We start from the raw sequence: 4,650 nt of genomic DNA, 5'->3' as shown, positions 1-4,650 counted from the left end.
TAAACCATCTACTTGGTCTTTCATTAAAGCAATAAGTGGGGAAATTACTAGGGTTAATTGTTCTAGTATAATGGCTGGTAATTGAAAACAGATAGATTTACCACCACCAGTAGGCATTATTACTAAAGTGTCTTTTTTATTAAGAACATTCTCTATAATATCCTGTTGTTGCCCACGAAAACTATCGTAACCAAAGTTTGTTTTTAAAGTAGGGATTAATTGAGTTTGAAGCGTACTGTTTTGCATATTTAGATTGACGTTATTGCAAATTACGGAAGAAATACATGGTTATCCATAATATTAACTTACTTTAATTTAATCCAAATAATATTCTGTATATGTTTTAATATCTAACCATCCCTTTTTACCATTTTTTGTAAAGGAGTAAAAGGATTGTGATTCTTTTTTTAGTTCGTCGTAAACGACTGTTTTATCTCTTGGGAAAATTCCAACTTTATTGTTCTTGTAAAATAAAATCTGTCCATCTTGATTATTATATTCTATTGCATCAAAACGTATAGGAAGCAATTCTTTAACTTTTGCTGGTTTAGTCGGTAAGTGGACATCTTTTCTTGTTTCTAGTATTTCGTCAGATATAAAGTTACTTTCTTCTTTTTCATAGCTATAAGTATAGATACCATACTTTTTATTTTTTTTAACTTTTAGGTAACTACTTATGTCTCTAGCTTCAAGATTATTATCGTCTGTATAGGTGTAATCCGAATCATCTAAAAAACTTACGGTATACTCTTTAGAAGTATTTAAAGTTAATTCTTCTATAGTATCAAAAGGAGCAGCTAGACCGCCACTTGTTATGGTAATACTATAGGGAGATGTCTTGCTTTTTGTAGTGTTTATTTTATGAGAAATAGAGTGTACTGTGCCACAAACACTATAAACATAACTAGGCAGAGTTTTCATTTTATTAAAATTAAAATCATAATAACTAACACCTGCATTTGTTAAAACCTCTAAACCTGTCGGTTGAAGATAAGCTTTTCTTATAGTCTGTAATGGCAATGGCTCTAATTTATGGTTGTAAATAGTACTATTTTTATTATTTATCATTTCAATAAAAAAACGATTGTATATAATAGTATCTGCTACTTTATTTAATACACGTTTTTCAAATTGATTAATCAGTTGGTATTTTTTATTGTCTACTTGTTTTAGTTTATAAAACTCATCAGGGTAAAATCTATTAAAAGCTTCAGAATATTTAACATTAACGTCTTTATGGTTAGTATTTTTAATAGGTATTATGCCATAATCGTCTGCAACAATGAGATTACTATTCTTTAATGGTAACAAAATGTGATATATGTATTTTGCGTCACCTAAAAAAGCAATATGTTTATTGTTTCCTAAGTCTAAAATAAAGGTGTAAAACCATTTGGAGTTATTAACATGCCATTGCTTTTGTTTCGCTTGTTTTACATGAATACCAAAGCCTTGGTTGGGTTGGCTTTCTCCATAATATAACTCTTGAAAATTACTAACACCGTTTTTAAAAGATTCTATATTTAAAACGCTTGCTGCAGTGTTATCTTTTTTTGGATTAGGGAAAGACCAGTTTGTATTATACAAATCATTAACTGTTATAGCTCTTAAATCTTTTATATAAGTAATACTGTCGTAATCACTTAAAATAGCCTCTAAAGTTTCATGATCGTCTTCATCTTTAGCTATTTTATGGGTTATTATTTTTGTTTTATAGTTTATATCAAAATCTATAGCTATTCTTTTAAACCTATTTGCACTAATTTTTTGATACAAACTATAGTTTAAGTCTGTATCATAAGCTATTAAAGCTATATCTTTTAATTTAACAACTGTTTCTTGCGCAAAACTGCTAGCAATACTTAATATTAAAATAAGAATTGATATAAAGTGTTTTATGTTTTTAATCATAGATATCTAAAAATTATAAATGAGTAAAGTGCTACATTATTAGTTGTAACCATTACCATGCCACAACAAAACATTTATCTAAATGCCCTTTGGGGTGTTTTAACCATAACATTGGGGAATACCCTTCGTTTTCATAGACTTTTAATTTAGGCAAAACGGCATCATAGGTTTGCCAATCTACGTTTGGTGTAACATCTAGAAGCCAATCTGTTTTTTTAGGGATATAAAATTTATAATCTTTAAAAAAAGGAAGTGTTTTATATTTAAAATAAAAGCCATAAACACACTTTGGATTTAATGTCTTTAAAACATAGCTTTTTTCAAAAGGCATGAAAATTTGGGCTTTAAAGTAAATTTGCTGAACAAAATCATTAGCCTTAAGATTTAATTTTTCTAATACAGGTTTTGTTTCTGGGGCATAGAGTAGAGGTAGCTGCTTTGTTTTAAGTTTATTTAATTTCTCATTTAAACTATCTTTACGCATGGGGCCAATACAATGGTCTATTTCGGTTGTACCTAAATTAGGGTCGAATAAATAGTATTTAAACTGTATTTCTAAATGTATAGGTTGTTTATTTTGTATAAATAAACAATCTAACTCGCCAATAGTTACTTTACCATTTTTTATTTGAGGATTTTCTGCTAAAATAGTAATGCTATCGTGTTCTTGTAACTCTTTAGACACAAACCGTTCTACACGTTGACCAAGGCGTATGTTTTTTAAAATAGAATTACCAAAAACAGGAGTGTAATTTAATGTATCTATAAAAGGGTAAATACCATTAATAGAATTTAAAAATAGATGTGGTGTGTTAAAAAAACCACTAAACTGTGGTTGAAGGTCTTCTGTTTTATCTGTCATAATCGAGTATAAAAATAAACAATAGATAGATTCTATAAAAAAAACGGCCATTTATTCTTTGAAACCTGTTTAATCGTTGTATTTTTGCGCATCGTTAAAATTTAAAAACTATTAATGTCAGTTACAGCTTTAGAATTAGAAGAACGTAAAGAAGGAAAAAGTTTATATAGTTATCAAAAAGGTGCTATTAACAAGATTTTTAAGTGTTTTGAAGATGCACCAAAAGACTATCACCTTTTATATCAATTACCTACTGGAGGAGGTAAAACGGTCATTTTTTCTGAAATCGTTAGGCAATATTTAAAAATACATAAAAAGCAGGTTTTAGTCATGACACACCGTATTGAGTTGTGTAGGCAAACCTCTAATATGCTAACAGAGTTTGGTGTAACAAACAAAATTGTAGATAGTAAGGCAGATTTATCCGATCAGCATGATTATAACTGTTTTGTTGCCATGGTTGAAACCTTAAACAACCGTTTAAATGATGATAAGTTAGATATTTCAGATATAGGATTAGTTATTATCGATGAGGCACACTATAACTCGTTTACTAAGTTATTTAAGTTTTTCGAAAAATCTTTCATTTTAGGAGTAACTGCTACGCCTTTAAGTAGTAATATAAACTTACCAATGAAAGACAACTACAATGAGTTAATTGTAGGTGAAACGATACAATCGCTTATAGAAAATGAATTTTTAGCACGTGCCGAAATATACTCTTATAATGTAGGGTTAACCTCATTAATAGTAGGTGCTAATGGGGATTATACTGTAAAATCTTCTGAAGATTTATATACTAATACAGACATGTTAACGAAGCTTATTCAAGCTTACGAAGAGCGTTGTAAAGGTAAAAAGACACTAATATTTAATAACGGTATTAATACCTCTCTGCATGTATACGATACCTTTAGAAGAGCAGGATACCCAATTGCTCATTTAGATAATAATAACTCTAAAAAAGAGCGTAAAGCCATATTAAAATGGTTTAAAGAAACGCCAGATGCTATTTTAACATCGGTAAGTATCTTAACTACTGGTTTCGATGAACCAACGGTAGATGCAATTGTTTTAAACAGAGCGACAAAATCGCTAACGTTATATTACCAGATGATAGGTCGTGGATCGCGTATTTTAAAGAATAAGTCTAAATTCTCGGTAATAGATTTAGGTAACAACCTACACCGTTTTGGACCTTGGGGAAGCGATTTAGATTGGCATAAAATATTTAGATCTCCTAATTTCTATTTAGATGGAATTTTAAGTGACGAAGATTTAGAGAGTAACTTTAGGTACGAAATGCCTGAAGATTTACGTAAGGAGTTCGCTAAAAGTGAAGATGTATATTTCGATATCAAGAAAATGTACATAGAATCTGTTAGAAATGGAGAATCGTCTAAAGTTATTTTAGAGCGCTCTATACAACACCATGCTAAAATTTGTATAGAAAATAGCGAGGATTTATGGGATGCTTTAGCCTTAGCTAAATTATTAAAAGACGATATAGATTACCGCATACAACGTTATACAAAGTGTATTAGTAAAAGTACCTTTAACTTTGTAGAATGGTTAAAAGACGACTATAAAAAGAAATTAAACGCGTATTTACGCTCAAATTTCGATGAAGTTTTCGAACAAATTCATGGGTATCCACCAGAGGATTAGTAGTTTTAATTACGAATTACGAATTACGAATTACGAATGTTCACTCTAATGTCAGTCTGAGCGTAGTAGAAGACTTTTAAAAAAATGATGCTTTTCTTATAAAATTGAAATTTAAGTTGAAATAAGACTGCTTAACGCCAATAGCTAATAGCAAAAAGCCAACATAAAACTATGAGTACATTTAGAGATTTAGGACTAAACAAAAACTA

The 4,650-nt window shown here is 29.5% G+C and carries 4 protein-coding genes; 1 reads left to right on the top strand and 3 read right to left on the bottom strand.

What is annotated here, in order from left to right; translation table 11 throughout:
- From ACVC2P_RS14830 to ACVC2P_RS14820, 3 genes are all read right to left on the bottom strand, one after another.
- The coding region (locus tag ACVC2P_RS14830) for a DEAD/DEAH box helicase (RefSeq protein WP_452599235.1) at positions 1–246 on the bottom strand (246 nt) is incomplete at its 3' end.
- A 69-nt stretch (positions 247–315) separates the two neighbouring features.
- Complete coding sequence (locus tag ACVC2P_RS14825) at positions 316–1,911, bottom strand: hypothetical protein (protein ID WP_452599234.1); 1,596 nt, start codon at positions 1,909–1,911, stop codon at positions 316–318.
- A 52-nt stretch (positions 1,912–1,963) separates the two neighbouring features.
- Positions 1,964–2,773 carry a DUF1853 family protein gene (locus tag ACVC2P_RS14820; protein WP_452599233.1) on the bottom strand — a complete coding sequence of 270 codons (810 nt, stop codon included), beginning with the start codon at positions 2,771–2,773 and terminating at the stop codon, positions 1,964–1,966.
- Between the two features lie 114 nt (positions 2,774–2,887).
- Between ACVC2P_RS14820 and ACVC2P_RS14815 the strand changes: the two genes are divergently transcribed.
- A complete protein-coding gene (locus tag ACVC2P_RS14815) occupies positions 2,888–4,441 on the top strand; it encodes a DEAD/DEAH box helicase (RefSeq protein WP_452599232.1) in 1,554 nt (517 codons plus the stop codon).
- Positions 4,442–4,650: the final 209 nt, after the last annotated feature.

It is taken from the genome of Pontimicrobium sp. MEBiC01747 (assembly GCF_053601635.1).
This window is presented reverse-complemented; position numbering and strand designations above follow the sequence as displayed.